General features: G+C 72.2%; 20 protein-coding genes. 7 read left to right on the top strand and 13 right to left on the bottom strand.

From position 1 onward, the window contains the following. The 4 genes from Q0L15_RS24875 to Q0L15_RS24860 form a co-directional block, all read right to left on the bottom strand. On the bottom strand, positions 1-348 hold a 348-nt coding region (locus Q0L15_RS24875), incomplete at its 3' end, for a hotdog domain-containing protein (protein WP_296607541.1). Further along, positions 348-848 carry a GNAT family N-acetyltransferase gene (locus tag Q0L15_RS24870; RefSeq protein WP_296607540.1) on the bottom strand — a complete coding sequence of 167 codons (501 nt, stop codon included), beginning with the start codon at positions 846-848 and terminating at the stop codon, positions 348-350. The genes Q0L15_RS24870 and Q0L15_RS24875, both read right to left, overlap by 1 nt. After that, positions 841-2,496 carry an acetolactate synthase gene (locus Q0L15_RS24865; RefSeq protein ID WP_296607539.1) on the bottom strand — a complete coding sequence of 552 codons (1,656 nt, stop codon included), beginning with the start codon at positions 2,494-2,496 and terminating at the stop codon, positions 841-843. Before Q0L15_RS24865 ends, Q0L15_RS24870 begins: the two co-directional genes overlap by 8 nt. A gap of 10 nt (positions 2,497-2,506) precedes the next feature. Beyond that, positions 2,507-3,358 (bottom strand): DUF2785 domain-containing protein, encoded by an 852-nt coding sequence (locus Q0L15_RS24860; RefSeq protein WP_296607538.1) that lies wholly within the window; start codon positions 3,356-3,358, stop codon positions 2,507-2,509. Positions 3,359-3,443: 85 nt separating this feature from the next. On the opposite strand from Q0L15_RS24860, the gene Q0L15_RS24855 reads away from it, so the two are divergent. Continuing rightward, on the top strand, positions 3,444-4,919 hold the full coding sequence (locus Q0L15_RS24855; RefSeq protein ID WP_296607537.1) for a sensor histidine kinase: 1,476 nt from the start codon (positions 3,444-3,446) through the stop codon (positions 4,917-4,919). 24 nt (positions 4,920-4,943) lie between these two features. On the opposite strand, the gene Q0L15_RS24850 is transcribed toward Q0L15_RS24855, so the two are convergent. Continuing rightward, positions 4,944-5,195: a WhiB family transcriptional regulator gene (locus Q0L15_RS24850; RefSeq protein ID WP_011755173.1), complete on the bottom strand. Its 252-nt coding sequence runs from the start codon at positions 5,193-5,195 to the stop codon at positions 4,944-4,946. A 238-nt stretch (positions 5,196-5,433) separates the two neighbouring features. Here Q0L15_RS24850 and Q0L15_RS24845 point away from each other — a divergent pair, with 238 nt between their 5' ends. Further along, on the top strand, positions 5,434-5,820 hold the full coding sequence (locus tag Q0L15_RS24845) for a hypothetical protein (protein WP_296607536.1): 387 nt from the start codon (positions 5,434-5,436) through the stop codon (positions 5,818-5,820). A gap of 30 nt (positions 5,821-5,850) precedes the next feature. On the opposite strand, the gene Q0L15_RS24840 is transcribed toward Q0L15_RS24845, so the two are convergent. The 3 genes from Q0L15_RS24840 to sodN all read right to left on the bottom strand — a co-directional run bounded on the left by Q0L15_RS24840 (position 5,851) and on the right by sodN (position 7,702). Further along, complete coding sequence (locus tag Q0L15_RS24840) at positions 5,851-6,657, bottom strand: RNA polymerase sigma factor SigF (RefSeq protein ID WP_296607535.1); 807 nt, start codon at positions 6,655-6,657, stop codon at positions 5,851-5,853. Between the two features lies 1 nt (position 6,658). After that, positions 6,659-7,090: an anti-sigma factor gene (locus Q0L15_RS24835; RefSeq protein ID WP_296607534.1), complete on the bottom strand. Its 432-nt coding sequence runs from the start codon at positions 7,088-7,090 to the stop codon at positions 6,659-6,661. 210 nt (positions 7,091-7,300) lie between these two features. Next, positions 7,301-7,702 (bottom strand): superoxide dismutase, Ni, encoded by a 402-nt coding sequence (gene sodN, locus Q0L15_RS24830; protein ID WP_296607533.1) that lies wholly within the window; start codon positions 7,700-7,702, stop codon positions 7,301-7,303. Positions 7,703-7,814: 112 nt separating this feature from the next. Here sodN and Q0L15_RS24825 point away from each other — a divergent pair, with 112 nt between their 5' ends. The 4 genes from Q0L15_RS24825 (at position 7,815) to Q0L15_RS24810 (ending at position 11,128) form a co-directional block, all read left to right on the top strand. Beyond that, on the top strand, positions 7,815-8,150 hold the full coding sequence (locus Q0L15_RS24825; RefSeq protein WP_296607532.1) for a S24 family peptidase: 336 nt from the start codon (positions 7,815-7,817) through the stop codon (positions 8,148-8,150). A 118-nt stretch (positions 8,151-8,268) separates the two neighbouring features. Then, on the top strand, positions 8,269-9,459 hold the full coding sequence (locus Q0L15_RS24820) for an NADP-dependent malic enzyme (protein ID WP_296607531.1): 1,191 nt from the start codon (positions 8,269-8,271) through the stop codon (positions 9,457-9,459). Between the two features lie 20 nt (positions 9,460-9,479). Next, positions 9,480-10,457, top strand: a complete 978-nt coding sequence (locus tag Q0L15_RS24815; protein ID WP_296607530.1) for a zinc-binding dehydrogenase — start codon at positions 9,480-9,482, stop codon at positions 10,455-10,457. Continuing rightward, the gene (locus Q0L15_RS24810; RefSeq protein ID WP_296607529.1) at positions 10,454-11,128 is read left to right on the top strand and encodes an SDR family oxidoreductase; all 675 of its coding nucleotides are present in this window, start codon (positions 10,454-10,456) and stop codon (positions 11,126-11,128) included. Before Q0L15_RS24815 ends, Q0L15_RS24810 begins: the two co-directional genes overlap by 4 nt. A 6-nt stretch (positions 11,129-11,134) precedes the next feature. Here Q0L15_RS24810 and Q0L15_RS24805 read toward each other — a convergent pair whose 3' ends face one another. Then, positions 11,135-11,782, bottom strand: a complete 648-nt coding sequence (locus tag Q0L15_RS24805; RefSeq protein ID WP_296607528.1) for a TetR family transcriptional regulator — start codon at positions 11,780-11,782, stop codon at positions 11,135-11,137. An 84-nt stretch (positions 11,783-11,866) separates the two neighbouring features. Between Q0L15_RS24805 and Q0L15_RS24800 the strand changes: the two genes are divergently transcribed. Then, entirely contained in the window at positions 11,867-12,082 is a 216-nt protein-coding gene (locus Q0L15_RS24800; RefSeq protein WP_296607527.1) for a hypothetical protein, read from the top strand. A 132-nt stretch (positions 12,083-12,214) separates the two neighbouring features. Here Q0L15_RS24800 and Q0L15_RS24795 read toward each other — a convergent pair whose 3' ends face one another. From Q0L15_RS24795 to Q0L15_RS24780, 4 genes are all read right to left on the bottom strand, one after another. Continuing rightward, positions 12,215-12,616 (bottom strand): MmcQ/YjbR family DNA-binding protein, encoded by a 402-nt coding sequence (locus Q0L15_RS24795; RefSeq protein ID WP_296607526.1) that lies wholly within the window; start codon positions 12,614-12,616, stop codon positions 12,215-12,217. Positions 12,617-12,623: 7 nt separating this feature from the next. Continuing rightward, positions 12,624-13,265, bottom strand: a complete 642-nt coding sequence (locus tag Q0L15_RS24790; RefSeq protein ID WP_296607525.1) for an acetoacetate decarboxylase family protein — start codon at positions 13,263-13,265, stop codon at positions 12,624-12,626. Positions 13,266-13,349: 84 nt separating this feature from the next. Beyond that, positions 13,350-13,526 (bottom strand): DUF6104 family protein, encoded by a 177-nt coding sequence (locus tag Q0L15_RS24785; protein ID WP_180936248.1) that lies wholly within the window; start codon positions 13,524-13,526, stop codon positions 13,350-13,352. 24 nt (positions 13,527-13,550) lie between these two features. Further along, positions 13,551-15,357, bottom strand: a 1,807-nt coding sequence (locus Q0L15_RS24780) for a multifunctional oxoglutarate decarboxylase/oxoglutarate dehydrogenase thiamine pyrophosphate-binding subunit/dihydrolipoyllysine-residue succinyltransferase subunit (protein WP_296607524.1), incomplete at its 5' end; no start/stop codon positions are given.

Genomic DNA, 15,357 nt, shown 5'->3' with positions numbered 1-15,357 from the left:
CATGAACCGCTCGGCGTCGACGACCACCCGCGTGATCTCGCCGGTGGCCACGACCTTGCCCGCCACGTTGCGGGCCGCGACGGTGAACCGGTGCAGCCGCCCGTCGACGTACGACGCCGACGCGGTCACCTCGACCTCCTGGCCGACCGCACTGGCGGCCACGTGCTCCAGCTCCACGCGGGTGCCGACGCTCGTCGAGCCCGCGGACAGGGTGGGGTCGATCGCCGCGCAGGTGGCGGCCTCGAGCCAGGCCAGCAGCCACGGCGTGCCGAGCACCGGCAGGCTGCCGGAGCCGACGGCGGCGGCCGTGTGCTCGTCGGTGACGGTGAACCGCAGTGTCGCGTCCATCAGAGCTCCAATCGGAAGGCGAGCAGGTCGACGCCGGGGATCGGTGACCAGTCCCGCTCAGGCAGCCGGCGGAACCCGGCGCGCTCGTAGACCCGGTGTGCGGCCGTCATCTCCGCGAGGCTGGAGAGCACGACGGCGTGCGATCCGAGCTCGCGGAAGCGGTCGAGCACCAGCTGCATCAGCTCCTCGCCGACCCCGCGGCGCCGTGCCGTCGGCGCGACCGCGAGCATCCGGAACTCGCCCTCGCCCGGCTCGCCGATCTCGCGCCAGGGGGAGCCCTCGAGCGCGACCGTCACCGTGCCGACGACGACGCCGTCCAGCTCGGCCACCCACAGCTCGGCCTGCCGGTGCCGGGCCGCCGCGTCGCGCAGGCGCTCGACATAGGGGTCGGACGGACCCTCGGTGAACTCGGCGTACGCCGCGACCGTCACCTCGCCGACCGCCTCGAGGTCGCCTGGCTCGGCGCGTCGCAGCAGCACCCCGGACCCGGGGTCAGACACCGAAGCTGGTGCGGGGGTAGGTCGCGGTGACGTCGGTGATGACGTTGACCAGGTAGGGCACGCCCGACGCGAACGCCCGGTCGAGCGCCGGGCCCACCTCGCGGGGGTCGGTCACCGTCTCGCCGGCGCCGCCGAGTGCGCGCACGACCTGGTCGTAGGCCGTGCGCGGGGCCAGGTCGGCGATCACGTCGTAGCCGTAGAGCATCTGCATCGGGCCCTTCTCCAGCCCCCAGGCGGAGTTGTTGCCCATCACCATGACCACCGGCAGGTTGTGGCGCACGAGCGTGTCGACGTCCATGAGCGAGAAGCCCGCGGCGCCGTCGCCGAGCAGGAGCACGACCTGGGAGGACGGCCGAGCCAGTCGCGCCGCGATCGCCGCGCCGAGCCCGGCGCCGAGGCAGCCGTAGGGGCCGGGGTCGAGCCAGCCGCCGGGGCGCCGGGGCTCGACGAACTTGCCGGCGAAGCTGACGAAGTCGCCGCCGTCGCCGATCACGACAGCGTCGTCGGCCAGCCGCGGCACGAGCTCGCCGTAGATCCGGGCCGGGTGGATCGGGTCCGCCTCCGCGCCGAGCAGCGCGGCGTCCCGCTCGACGGCGGCGCTCACGGCCGCCCGGAGGTCGCCGACCCACGCCGACCAGTCGGGACGGCGGACGACCTGCTCCATGCCGGCGAGCAGCCCGTCGAAGACGGCGGTGAGGTCGCCGGAGACGGAGGCCGCCAGCTGGGCGTGGCCGGAGAGCTGAGCGGCGGAGTCGGCGACGTGCACGACCTGGGCCGGCGTCGCACCGTCCTTCCCGCCGAACACGCCGTAGCCGAGGCGGAAGTCGAGCGGGGTGCCGACCACGATCACCAGGTCGCTGCCGCCGAGTGCCTGCGAGCGAGCCTTGGTGACCAGCAGCGGGTGGCCGCCGGGGACGACGCCGCGGCCCATGCCGTTGGTGATCGTCGGCACGCCCACGGCCTCGACGAAGCGCAGCGCGGCCTCCTCGGCGTGGTCGGCCCACACGTCCGTGCCGAGGATCAGCACCGGACGCGAGGCGGCGGCGAGCAGCTCGGCGATCTCGGCGAGCGCGTCGGTGTCGGGATCGGCACCCCGCACCCGCCCGGCCTGCGGAAGGCTCCCCGACGCGCTGTTGAAGAGCTCGTCCATCGGCACGTCGACGAACACCGGCCCACGGTGCGGCGACCCTGCCGTCACGAACGCCTCGTGCATCCCGTCGAGGACGGCGTCCGCGGTCGGGATCGTCCGGGCGAGCTTGGAGACGGGCGCGAAGATCGGCGGCTGGTCGAGCTCCTGGAGCGCCCCGGTGCCCCACCGGCCCTGCGGCGCCCGACCACCGACGACGACCATGGGTGACCCGGCGAACTGAGCCTGTGCGACCGCGCTGAGACCGTTGGTCACGCCGGGACCGGCGGTCAGCACCGCGAGGCCCGGCACCCGCGTGAGCTTCCCGGTCGCCTCGGCCGCGAAGGCCGCCGTCTGCTCGTGGCGCACGTCGAGCAGCCGCAGCGGGCTCGCCGACTTCACGGCGCCGTCGTAGAGCGGGAACACGTGGGCCCCGGACAGGGTGAACATGGTGTCGACCCCGTGGGCCTGGGCGACGGCGACGGCGAGCTCGCCGGCGTGGCCGTTCACTTCGCTGGACATGCAGCGAAGGCTACTCACCCGTAGCGGTCAGGTACGCGGCGTTCGTCGACTTCAGCGCGTCGAGCACGACCAGGAGCAGGTCCGAGCGCACCTGGGGCGGCCGGCTGCCCAGCGAGAGCTGGAGGTAGAGCGCGCGCAGGAACGCCTCGGCGTTGCCGCCGGCCAGGTAGGGGTCGCGGTCGTCGTACGACGAGCGGATGCCGGCCGCGCTCGCGAGACGGGCGATCCAGGGCTCGAGCACGCGCAGCGGAACGACGTTGCGGCGCAGCACGTTCATCGTGGCGTAGGCGAGCCGGTCCGGCTCGCCGGCCGTGAACAGCCGGTCCACCGGCTGCAGGACCCGGTCGGCCACCACGTCGAGGAGCACGGTGAGCTCGGGTGTGGCGAGATGGGGCGAGCTCGCCAGGATCGCCAGCGCGTCGGCGCCGTGGGCGACGGCGTGCGCCCAGCCCTTGCCCGGGACGTAGCCACGCAGGTCGCGCTCGCGCAGCACCCAGGTCGCGAGCCGGTCGCCCCACTCGAGGATCTTGCCGCCCGGTAGCAGCGGGCGTCGGTTGTCGCGCGCGATGCACTCGCCGAGCACGAGCGCGGAGAAGCTGCGCCGGAACACGCTGTCGGTGCCCTGCTCGCCCAGGCCCACCAGGAGGCCCATCGCCATGCCGTCGCCCAGCCCCGCGAGGAGGTCGTCGTAGACCCCGCGGTCGAGCCACGTGGTGAGGGTGGGGTAGGCGGTGCCGTCGCGGAGCGCGGGATCGGGGTCGCCGAGCATGCGTGTGAGCTCGGCCGTCAGGTCGTCGAGCGGCCGGTCCGACGGGACCGCGAGCCCGTCTGCGTGCACCTGTCGCCAGTATGACCCGGACATAACCCCCATCCTGCCAAAGCCCGGCCGGACGTCCACGCCCGGTCCACCGACGGTGCCGCCGAGGTGGCCGCCTACCCTTGCGACCGTGCCGACCCTCACCGAGCTGGTGCGCAGCCACACCGACCTCGACGACCAGGACGTCGCCTGGCTCCAGCTGCTGCAGGCGGACTGGCAGATCGTCGCCGACCTGTCCTTCGCCGACCTGGTGCTGTGGCTGCCCGACCGCGAGGGGAAGGGCTACTGGGCGGCCGGCCAGATGCGGCCGACCACCGGCCCGACGGCGTACGTCGACGACGTCATCGGCACGTTCGTCCCGGTGGGCCGGCGTCCGCTCATCGACGCGGCCTACGCGCAGGGGCGCCTGGTGCGCGAGGGCGACCCGGAGTGGCGCGACGACGTGCCGGTGCGGGTGGAGACCATCCCGGTGCGCCGGGCCGGTCGGGTGATCGCCGTGGTGGCGCGCAACACCAACCTGCTCGGGGTCCGCACGCCCAGCCGGCTGGAGCTCGCCTACCTGCAGACCGCCAGCGACCTGACCCAGATGATCGCCCACGGGTACTTCCCGGCCACGGGGCAGCGCAGCGACCATGCCGACTCACCTCGGGTCGGTGACGGGTTCCTCCGTGTGGACGCCACGGGCCGGGTGGAGTACGCCAGCCCCAACGCGCTCTCGGTCTACCGGCGGCTCGGGCGGGCCGGCGACCTGGCCGGGGTCTCGCTGGCCGAGCTCACCCGCGACCTCGTGCCGCCGCGTCGTCGCCCCGACGAGGAGACGCTGAGTGCGGTGCTCGGTGGCCGCGCCTACCGCGACACCGAGCTCGGCACCGACACGGTCTCGCTGATCGTGCGCTCGATCCCGTTGCGTCCCCAGGGCGACCACATCGGCGCGTTGATCCTCGTGCGCGACGTCACCGACCTGCGGCGCCGCGACCGCGAGCTGGTCACCAAGGACGCCACGATCCGGGAGATCCACCACCGGGTGAAGAACAACCTGCAGACGGTGGCGGCCCTGCTCCGCCTGCAGGCCCGGCGGATGGACTCGGAGTCGGCCCGGCTGGCGCTGGAGGAGGCGGTGCGCCGCGTGGGCTCGATCGCGATCGTCCACGAGACGCTCAGCCAGGCGGTCGAGGAGCGCGTCGACTTCGACGACATCATGGACCCGCTGGGCCGGATGGTCACCGACGTCGGGGCCCTGGGGAGCCGGGTGCGCGTGGTGCGCGACGGGTCGTTCGGGGTGCTGCCCTCGGAGACCGCGACGGCGCTGGCGATGGTGCTCACCGAGCTCATGCAGAACGCGGTCGAGCACGGCTACGACGGTGGCGACCCCGAGGTCGCCGGCGAGATCCGGATCATCGTCCGACACCTGGTCGGCCGGCTGCACGTGAGCGTGGACGACGACGGGCGCGGCCTGCCGCCCGGGTTCGACCTGGACTCCTCGACGAGCCTCGGGCTGTCGATCGTGCGCACGCTCGTGGAGTCCGAGCTCGGCGGTCAGCTGGAGCTCGGTGCGGGGCCCGCAGGACAAGGCACCCGGGCTGCGCTCGACGTCCCCCTGGACTAGTCCCCGGTGTGCTCGGTCAGCCGGTCACGCGGTGCGAACGCGAGCGCGGGCGTTGCGGCGCTTGAGAGCGCGGCGCTCGTCCTCGCTGAGGCCGCCCCAGACACCATGGTCCTGGCCGGCCTCGAGGGCCCACGCCAGGCACTGCTCGCGCACCTCGCAGCGGCGACAGACCTGCTTGGCCTCCTCGATCTGGAGGATGGCCGGACCGGTGTTGCCGATCGGGAAGAACAGCTCAGGGTCCTCGTCGAGGCAGGCCGAACGGTGGCGCCAATCCATGGCTGGGGAATCCCTCTTTCCTACGACTGATCGTGCAGGTCAGGGGCAGACAAGACCTGCGGTGCCCGCGGGCACAGCGAAGTGAACGCATTCACGAGCGCCCACCAAGGGTGGCAACCTTTGGACCGTTAAACAAGCCCTGCCCGCGGTCGGTTTGGTCACAACAGTCACGCAGGTGACCACCCATGACTCCGGTCGCGACGCAAGGACTGCTGTCGGACTCTTCTAGGCTCCATCCGTGACTCTACGCCGTGCACCCAACCCCGCGCCGTTGATCGTCGCAGCTTCCCTGGTCGCGATCGAGGGCCTGCTGCTGGTGGGCTACGCGGTGCTCGAGCTCGCCAGCGTCTCCTCCGACCGCGTGGCGGTCGCGGTCACGACGGGCGTGTTCTTCGCGGCGTACGGCGTCCTGCTGCTCGCCAGTGCCCGCGCGATCACCCGGGGCGAGTCGTGGGGTCGCAGCCCGATCGTGCTCGCGCAGCTGATCCAGCTGGGGGTCGCGTGGAGCTTCCGCGGCGCCGACACGACCCTGGTCGCCCTCACGCTCGCCGTGGTGGCGCTGGTGGTGCTGGCCGGGCTGTTCGCGCCCTCGAGCATCGACGCGCTCTCCGACGGCGAGGAGTGAGCGGGGGCGGGGCCGCGGGGGCGGGGTCGGTCAGACGTCGCTCGCCTCGAGGGACGCCCGCAGCTGCTCGAGGGTGCGGTTGAGCAGTCGCGAGACGTGCATCTGCGAGACACCGATCTCATCGGCGATCTGCGACTGCGTCATGTTCTTGAAGAACCGCAGCAGCAGGATCTTCTTCTCCCGCGCCTCGAGCCGGTCGAGCAGCGGCTTGATCGACTCGCGGATCTCGACGTGCTCGAGACCCTCGTCGTCGATGCCGATCGCGTCGAGCATCGTCGCCGTGCTGTCGTCGCCGTCGTCGGTCGCGTCGAGCGAGAGCGTGGAGTAGGCGTTGCTGGACTCGATGCCCTCGACGATCTCCTCGACCGAGCAGCCGATGGCGGAGGCCAGCTCGCGCGGCGTGGGGGAGCGGCCCAGCGACTGGGTCAGCTCGGCGGTCGCCGAGCCGATCTGCATGCGCAGCTCCTGGAGCCGCCGCGGCACCCGGATCGCCCAGCCCTTGTCGCGGAAGTAGCGCTTGATCTCCCCGATGATCGTCGGGGTCGCGTAGGTCGAGAACTCCACGCCACGCTCGGCGTCGAAGCGGTCCACGGACTTGATCAGACCGATCGTGCCGACCTGGATCAGGTCCTCCAGCGGCTCGCCCCGGTTGCGGAAGCGGCGCGCGCAGTGCTCGACCAGCGGCAGGTGCACCAGCGCGTCGCGCGCGGCCGCGCGCGCGGGCTCGGATGCGCCCTCGTCGCGAAGGACGTCGAAGAGCTCGGCGCTGCGGCGTCGGGTCAGCTCGACCCCGGTCGCGGCGTCGGGATCGACGTCATGGTCCCCCGTGGTGAACACCTCAGACCCCGGGCCCCGGCAGCCCCGACTCCATGGTCACCGAGATCGCGAAGACCTCGCCGGTGCTCTCGGTGGTGGCGTCCGTCGCCAACGTGGTCAGGACCTGCCAGGCGAAGCTGTCCTCGTCGGGCACGACCTCGTGGTCGACCTCGACGCCGATCCACACGGCGAGCTCGCCGGGGCGCATGAAGAACCGGCACACCAGGTCGGAGCCGGGACGGGCCTCGGGCAGGACCATGGCGCTGGCCTCGCCGACCGCGATGCGCAGGTCCTCGATGTCGTCGATCGGGAAGTCCAGCCGCGCGGCCAGGCCGGCCGTGGTGGTGCGCAGCACCGAGGCGTAGGCGCTGTCGGCCGGCAGTCGCAGCTCGACGTCGGCTCGCTCGTCGCCGTGACTCGTGGCCGCGCCGGCCTGTGCGCCGATCGATGACATGTCGCCGTCCTTCGGGATCGGAAGTCTGGACTGGGCGGTGCCCCGGACTGACCCGAAGACTAGTAGGGACCCACCCCTCGACGTCGTACCCGGGGGTGGGTCCCTCCTAACGGCGCGTGGCGCCGGTCGTCGAGGCCGGCGTCAGGCCTTCGTGGCGGTCGCGACTTCGCGGCACTCAGTCGCTTGAGACCAAGAAGGCTCTCGCTTCGCTCAAGCCTTCTTGGTCTCCCAGAAGATCTCCGCGATCTCGTCGATCTTCGCGAGCAGCTCGTCGGCCTTCGCCGCGTCGAGCTCACCCTTGGTGCCCGACGCGCCGGCGAGCTTGGTGGCCTCGTTCACCAGCGTGTGCAGCTGGGGGTACTTCTCGAAGTGCGGGGGCTTGAAGTAGTCGGTCCACAGCACCCAGAGGTGGTGCTTGACCAGCTCGGAGCGCTGCTCCTTGATCAGGATCGCCCGGGTGCGGAAGTCGGGGTCGTCGTTGTCGGCGACCTTGGCGATGATCGCCTTGATCGACTCCGCCTCGATGCGGGCCTGGGCCGGGTCGTACACGCCGCAGGGGAGGTCGCAGTGGGCCGAGACCTCGAGGGTGGGGGCGAACAGTCGCGCAAACATGCGGTTCCTCTCGTCGTGGATCGTGGTGCTGATCAGGAACGGATGGGTCCTGAAGGGGTCGACTGCGACACTACTCCGCGTGCGAGAGCCGCGACGAGACGTGTCTTCCGCCGTGGAACGCCCCCGCCGCGGCCTCCCGAGGTGGGGCCTCGCCCGGGTCCACGGCCGGTCGATGGCGCCCCTGCTCGCTCCCGGGGACCGGCTCCTGGTCTCCTACCGGCGCGCGGTCCGGCCCGGGACGGTCGTGGTCGCTCGGCTCGCGGACGGCACGGTCGCGGTCAAGCGCGCGGTCGAGCGGCGTACGACGGTCTCGGGTGCCCCGGGCTGGTGGCTGCTCAGCGAGGACCCGGATGCCGGCGTCGACTCCCGCCACCGTGGACCGGTGCCCGACGGCGACGTGATCGCAGTCACCGTCGCCAGGATCTGGCCGCGACCGCGACGTCTCTGACCCTGTGCCAGACTGGCGCCGGGAGAAACCCCGAGGACCGTGGTTCCGCGCACCACCCCTGCGCGTCGAGCCCGGCCTCTCGCCATCGTCGTCCCACTTTCGAAGGTCAGATCAGGTCATGGTCGAAGCAGAGTCCGCGAGCCCCCGTCCGTACGCCGGCGACCCGGTGTTCGACCTCCACCTGGGCGGCAAGATGGCCGTACAGTCGACGGTCGCGCTCGGCGACCGGGACGACCTGTCGCTGGCCTACACCCCGGGCGTCGCCCGGGTGTGCGAGGCGATCGCCGCCGATCCCGCGCTGACGCAGATCTACACCTGGGTGCCCAACACCGTCGCCGTCGTCACCGACGGGACCGCCGTGCTGGGCCTCGGGGACATCGGGCCGGCCGCCGCGATGCCGGTCATGGAGGGCAAGGCCGTGCTGTTCAAGCAGTTCGGCGGCGTCGACGCGGTGCCGATCTGCCTGGCCACCACCGACGTCGAGGAGATCATCGAGACCGTCGCGCGGCTCGCGCCGAGCTTCGGCGGCATCAACCTCGAGGACATCTCCGCGCCGCGCTGCTTCGAGATCGAGGCGCGTCTCAAGGACCGCCTCGACATCCCGGTCTTCCACGACGACCAGCACGGCACAGCCGTCGTCGCGCTCGCCGCCCTGTGGAACGCACTGACGCTGACCGGCCGCGACGCCGCCGACACGCGGGTCGTGATCTCGGGCGCGGGCGCCGCCGGTGTCGCGATCGCCAAGATCATGCTCGAGGCGGGCATCAAGGACCTCGCGGTCACCGACCGCAAGGGCGTCGTCCACTCCGGGCGCAGCGACCTGACGCCGGTCAAGCGCGAGCTGGCCGAGATGACCGCCGACAAGACCGGGCGCACCGGCAGCCTCGCCGACGCGCTCGACGGCGCGGACGTCTACCTGGGCGTCTCCGGCGGCACGGTGGCGGAGGAGGACGTGGCGCGGATGGCCGACGACGCGATCATCTTCGCGATGGCCAACCCGGACCCCGAGGTGCACCCCGAGGTGGCCCACCGCCACGCCCGCGTGGTGGCGACGGGGCGCTCGGACTTCCCCAACCAGATCAACAACGTGCTGGCCTTCCCGGGCATCTTCCGCGGCGCCTTCGACGTCCACGCCACCGCGATCACCGAGGGCATGAAGCTCGCGGCCGCGCAGGCGCTCGCCGAGCTCGTCGGCTCCGACCTGGCCGAGGACTACGTGATCCCCTCGCCGTTCGACCCGCGGGTGGGGCCGGCGGTCTCGGCGGCTGTGGCCGACGCCGCACGACGAGACGGTGTGGCACGCAGGTAGGCCTTCGATAGGTTCGGGGAATGTTCGCCGTCTACGCCGACCGCTTCTCCCAGGACGACCCGATCTCCGCCCTGCAGGTGGGGGAGCGGCCCGAGCCCGCCGATGTGGGAGTGCCCGACGGGTGGACCACGGTCACCGTCAAGGCCGCCTCGCTCAACCACCACGACCTGTTCTCCCTGCGCGGCGTCGGCCTGCGCGAGGAGGCGCTGCCGATGATCCTGGGCTGCGACGCGGCCGGCTACGACGAGGACGGCAACGAGGTCGTCGTGCACGCGGTGATCAGCGACCCGTCGTGGACCGGCGACGAGACCCTCGACCCGCGGCGGTCGCTGCTCTCCGAGCGCTACCAGGGCACGTTCGCCGACAAGGTCGCCGTACCCCGGAGCAACGTGGTGCCCAAGCCGGCGTCCCTCTCGTTCGAGGAGGCCGCCTGTCTGCCGACCGCGTGGCTCACGGCCTACCGGATGCTCTTCACCCGGGGCGGGCTGCACGCCGGTGAGACGGTGCTCGTCCAGGGTGCTGGCGGCGGTGTCGCGACCGCGGCGATCGTGCTCGGGCGTGCGGCGGGACTGCGGGTCCTGGTCACCAGCCGTGACGAGGCCAAGCGCGCGCGGGCGCTGGAGCTGGGCGCGCACGAGGCGTTCGAGTCCGGTGCCCGGCTGCCGGTCAAGGTCGACGCGGTCATCGAGACCGTCGGCCGCGCGACCTGGTCGCACTCGATCCGCTCGCTGCGCCCCGGCGGTCGGATCATCACCTCGGGCACGACGTCCGGCCCGCAGCTCGACGACGCCGAGCTCACCCGCATCTTCTTCCTCCAGCTCAGCGTCATCGGGTCGACGATGGGCACCCGCGACGAGCTCGCGGCCCTGGTCACGATGCTGGACGCCACCGGCGTGCGCCCCCTGATCGACCGGACCCTGCCGATGACCGACGCGCCCGCCGGGTTCGCCGCGATGCTCGAGGGCGAGCAGTTCGGCAAGATCGTCTTCACCCGATGATCCACCTGCTCACCGGCGCCGGCTCCGGCATCGGATCGGTGCTCGCGCGCCGTCTGCAGGACCGCGGCGACGACCTCGTGCTGCTCGCGCGCTCCGAGGATCGGGCGAACGAGCTGCGTTCGACGTACGCCGGCGCGACGGTGCTCGTGGCCGACCTGGCCTGGCCCGAGTCGGTCGAGTCCCTCGACCTCCCCGACCGGCTCGACTCGGTCGTCCACGCGGCCGGCGTGGTGGAGCTCGGCGCCGTCGGCGAGCTCTCGGTCGAGGACTGGGCCAGCCAGCTGCGGGTCAACCTGGTGGCGCCGGCCGCGCTCACCCGCGTGGCGTTGCCGGCGCTGCGCGCGGCCCGCGGGACGGTCGTGTTCGTCAACTCCGGCGCCGGCCTGACCGCGCATCCCGGCTGGTCGGCCTACGCGGCCTCCAAGCACGGCCTGCGCGCCCTGGCGGACTCGCTGCGCGGCGAGGAGACGGCCCACGGGGTCCGGGTGAGCAGCGTCTATCCCGGCCGCACCGCGACGCCGATGCAGCAGAAGGTGCACCAGCAGGAGGGCAAGGACTACGACGCCGCCGACTGGATCCGCGCCGACACGGTCGCCGACGCGATCGTGGGGCTGCTCGACCTGCCTCGCGACGCCACCGTGCCCGAGCTCGTCATCCGGCCATCGGGCTAGCCAGGGTCAACGCGCGGGGTCCGAGTGCCAGCTGAGCGCGCCGATCAGCACCATGCGCAGCTGCAGCTGTGCCTGCTCGACCAGCCGCTGCTCGGCGGCAGGGTCGTCGGCGGCCAGGATCGCCTCCGCGGTCGCGACCATCGCGGTCACGATCAGGTTGGAGAGGACCTCCAGGTCGCGCGCCGACCACACGCTGGTGCCCGGCAGCCGGGAGAGGTCCGCGGCCAGCTCGTGCTCGAAGCGAGCGATCTCGTCGCGGATCGCGCGGCGTACCGCCGGGGGTCCCGCGGCGCGCTCGCGCGCGATGAACGCGAAGTGGGCCCGCTGCTGGTGCACGTGGTCGGCCAGGATCGTGATCGAGCGGTCGACGATGTCGGCGAGCGCCGGGTCGCCCTGACGGATGTCGCGCAGCATCGTGCGCAGCGAGACGAACGACTCCGCGACCAGCGCGACGCCGAGCGCCTCGACCGAGTCGAAGTGGCGGTAGAACGCCGTCGGCACGATCCCGACCTGCTTGGCGACCTGACGCAGGGACAGCGCCGCCATCGTGCTCTCCGAGGACAGCTCGAGGGCGGCGTCGAGGATCGCGCGTCGGGTGCGCTCCTTGCGCGCCACCCGCGACATCGGCTCGGTCGCCGACTCCTCCTCGAGCATGCCGTCAGGCTAGTGCGTCAGGCGCGGCGGCCGAGGTCTGGGACGGCCCTTCCCACCCGCGGGCGCGCAGGTGACACTGCTGGCATGCGCGACCACCTGACCAAGTCCGAGATCCGCAAGGACGCCGTGCAGGGCACGATCGAGGCTGCTGCCTCCGCCGCGGGGCAGGTCGCGACGATCGTCACCGGTGCCGTCCGCGATGTCGCCTCCGCCGTGGGAGGCTTCGCCACGGAGGTCTTCGAGATCCGCGACTCCGCCCGCCAGGCCGCCGCCGAGCACGGCGCGGACCGCGACGAATGAAAGTCCACCCGATCGGGTGAGTTCGACCCCCGGTGTGACGGGGCACACCATCAGTGACGCGGCACGGTCCCGGCGTCACCCTCACGCAGCGGCGACAGACGGGACCATGCCGCGTCGTACGTCCTCGGTGGGTCAGTCGACCAGCCGGGCGAGCTTCTGCGGAGCGCACAAGCGGAAGCTCTCGGTGATCAGCTCGGCCACTTCGGCCCAGTCGGTCTCCTGGTCGAGCACGAGCCCGACGATCGTGCCCGACCACGGCGGCTTGTAGAACGGCAGGCCGGCGTGGGTGAGGGCCAGCAGCTCGTCCCCGGTCGCGTGGAAGGTCAGCACGGTGCGGGGCTCGGGGTCGCCGGTGATGTCGCGGTAGGCGGACTCGTAGCCCTCCTGGGCGACCATGACGTGCGCGAAGGTCTTCGAGCGCACCCGCCAGCGCACCCCGGTCCACGCGTCCTCCTCGCGGGCGTCGGGCAGCGCGAGCGCGATCGCGCCCAGCCGGCGTACGACGTCCGGCTCGGGCTCGATCCGTCGGGGCATGGCTCGCTCAGCCGAACGACATCCGGAAGTCGGCCTGGCGGAACGACGCGAGCTGACGCGCCCCGCGCAACCAGCCCAGCGGCCCGTCGGCGGCGAAGTCCCACCGGCCGCGGCACGGCAGCCCCTTGGCGGAGCCCTGGAGCGTGGCGGTGCGCTCCTCGCCGTCGGTGTCGTCGATGCCGGGCTGCCAGGTGCCGCCCTTGAAGGGCACTCGGACCATCGCCGACGACACGTCGGTGAAGGTGGCGCTCGCGATCGGCCGGCGACCGAGCGAGGCCGACCAGTCGGTGGTGGCCAGCGGACCCCGGTGGACGCTCTCGAGCTCGAAGTCGCACAACCCCTTGGGGATCGCCCACAGCTCGCGCCCGCCGGCGACCGAGGCGGGGGAGTCGACCCAGATGTCGGTGATGCTCACCCGCCGGCCGTGGCGGTCGGTGCTGATCGGTCGGGCCACGAGCAGCTCGGAGTAGGTCAGCGGGCTGCCCGGCTCGTAGCTGACCCACGCGGCGCCGTAGATGCCGGCGGGCCGCAGCTCGTCGACCGCCTCGCGCAGGCGGAACAGCGTGAGCCACAGCTGGCCCACCATGTGCCAGGGTGCGGGCGGGTAGTCGATCGCGTGGGAGGAGTGCTCGGTCGTCTGCTCGGCCATGCGGGCATCCTGCCGCAGCGCACCGACAGACGGAACCCGCGCCCTCGTGGAGCGAGACGCTCCCGGCCGGCTCCGACCGACAGGTCAGTCCTCGGGGTCGTCCAGGCGCGCGAGCCAGGTGGCGAAGCGCTCCACCGCCGTCTCGAACTCGGGGTGGGTGTCGGTGAACTCCTGGAGCCGCTCGGCGAGCCAGGCCAGGGTGACCTCCTCGTCACCCCGGCGCTTCTCGAGCTCCTCGATGCCGCGATCGGTGAAGTACAACGTCTGCTCCTCGGACGACACCGCTCAGGCGAACGCCCGCGCGACGAGGTCCTTCTGCTCCTCGGTGTGCCGCTTGACCGTGCCGACCGCGGGGGAGGACGACTCCGGCCGTGAGATCAGCTCGACCTGGGCATCGACGTCGGGCCACACGTTGAGCTGGTAGTGGGGCCACGGACCCATGTTCGCCGGCTCGTCCTGCACCCAGCGGACCGCCTTGAGCTTGGGGAAGCGGGCGATCTCCTCGCGGATCTCGGACTCGGGGCGCGGGTAGAGCTGCTCGACCCGGGCGATCGCGAAGCGGCCGCCGTCCTCGCGCTTGGCCCGCTCCACCATGAGGTCCCAGGTGACGCGGCCCGAGCACAGCAGCAGCGTGTCCACCTGGTCGGCATCGGCCTGGCTGTCGCTGATGAACGGGCGGAACGTGCCCTCGGTGAAGTCGCCGGGCTGGGAGGCCGCCTCCTTGCGCTTGAGCATCGACTTCGGGGTGAAGACGATCAGCGGCCGGTGCTCCTCGCCGAGCGAGTGCTGGCGCAGCAGGTGGAAGTACGACGCGGGGGTCGACGGCTGGGCGACCACGAAGGCCTCGTCGGCCGCCATCGTCATGAACCGCTCGATGCGCGCCGAGGAGTGGTCGGCGCCCTGGCCCTCGTAGCCGTGGGGGAGCAGCAGCACCACGCCGGACTGCTGGCGCCACTTGCTCTCACCGGAGCTGATGAACTCGTCGATCACCGTCTGGGCGCCGTTGACGAAGTCGCCGAACTGCGCCTCCCACAGCACCAGCGCCTCGGGACGGGCCACCGAGTAGCCGTACTCGAAGCCGAGCGCGGCGTACTCGGAGAGCAGCGAGTCGTAGATGTAGAACTTCGCCTGGTCCTCGGTGAGCGACGTCAGGGGGGTCCACTCGTCGGCGTTGACCCGGTCGATGATCGTGCCGAAGCGCGAGACGAACGTGCCACGGCGCGAGTCCTGACCCGCCAGGCGCACCGGGCGGCCCTCCATGAGCAGCGAGCCGAACGCCAGGATCTCGCCGGTGCCCCAGTCGATCGGGCCGTCCGCGATGGCGGCGGCGCGGCGCTGCAGCTGCGGCATCACCTTGGGGTGCACGGTGAAGCCGTCGGGCGGCGTGACGTACGCGTCCGCGATCCGCTTCATCACCTCGGGTCCGATGGCGGTCCTGGCCTCGCCGGCGGGCTTGTCGGGGTAGTCGGGGACCGTGGTCCACTCCGAGGGCTGCGAGCTGGCCTCGCGGACCTCGGTGAACACGCGCTCCAGCTGCTGCTGGTAGTCGCGCAGGACCTGCTCGGCCTCCTCGATCGTGATGTCGCCACGACCGATCAGCGACTCGGTGTAGAGCTTGCGCACCGAGCGCTTCTGCTCGATGAGGTCGTACATGAGGGGCTGGGTGTACGACGGGTCGTCGCCCTCGTTGTGGCCGCGACGGCGGTAGCAGACGAGGTCGATGACGACGTCCTTGTTGAACGCCTGGCGGTACTCGAACGCCAGCCGCGCCACCCGGATGCACGCCTCGGGGTCGTCGCCGTTGACGTGGAAGATCGGCGCCTGCACCATCCGCGCGACGTCGGTGCAGTAGAGCGAGGAGCGCGACGAGCCGGGGGAGGTGGTGAAGCCGACCTGGTTGTTGACGACCAGGTGGATCGTGCCGCCGGTGCGGTAGCCACGCAGCTGGGAGAGGTTGAGCGTCTCGGCGACCACGCCCTGACCGGCGAAGGCCGCGTCACCGTGGACCAGGAGCGGCAGCACCGGGTAGTCGGCGCCGCGGTCGAGCACGTCCTGCTTGGCGCGGGCGATGCCCTCGAGCACCGGGTCGACC

Source organism: Nocardioides sp. (assembly GCF_024509035.1).
Lineage (GTDB): Bacteria > Actinomycetota > Actinomycetes > Propionibacteriales > Nocardioidaceae > Nocardioides.
The sequence above is the reverse complement of the archived record's forward strand: the minus strand, read 5'-3'. Positions and strand labels throughout refer to the sequence as shown.